Annotated in this window: 1 protein-coding gene; it reads right to left on the bottom strand. The window is 38.7% G+C overall.

Features of this window, described 5'->3' with window-relative positions; all coding sequences use genetic code 11:
- A partial coding sequence (locus tag ACYQ2O_RS12755) for a transposase (RefSeq protein WP_459796778.1) occupies positions 1-458 on the bottom strand: 458 nt, incomplete at its 3' end.
- Positions 459-542 lie beyond the last annotated feature (84 nt).

Here is a 542-nt window from a genome sequence, read left to right on the forward strand (position 1 = left end):
TTATATCCAACGGTCCGTTTGTCTACTCGCTCATCTGCTTCACTTAAGCGATTGGCTTTCTTTTTGGAGCTGAGAAAAGATTTTGCCAACGGAATAAAGGTGAGACCATCACTCCAACCTAGAGTAAGCATACGAAAGCCTTTCATATATTTTCCGCTCGCATGATCATAGTTTTTAGCTAACAACTCGACTTTTTTGCTTCGATTACGGCTAAACATGGAATCATCCAGAATAAGTACCCGTTCATTGTCCTCTTGGACATAAGGGATTAACGTCGCAATCACTTTTTCAGATAGTAATAGCAGGAAGGTTCGCCAATTGAATCGTTCATTCTTCAAGAACCGATTCACTGTATCTTTTTTAAATCCCGGCTGTCTTTCAGAATCATTCACTAATTGATTCATACTTTTTCCACCATGAAAGGCAACAGTAAATAAGAAGGTAACGATAGCGGTCACACTTACTCCTTCTTCTTTTTTGATATTGGACCGATTTAACAGGGTTCCGACTGTAAATTGTTTGATAAAGTGATCAATACTCGA

The sequence above is a fragment of the Alkalibacterium sp. m-11 genome, assembly GCF_054658155.1.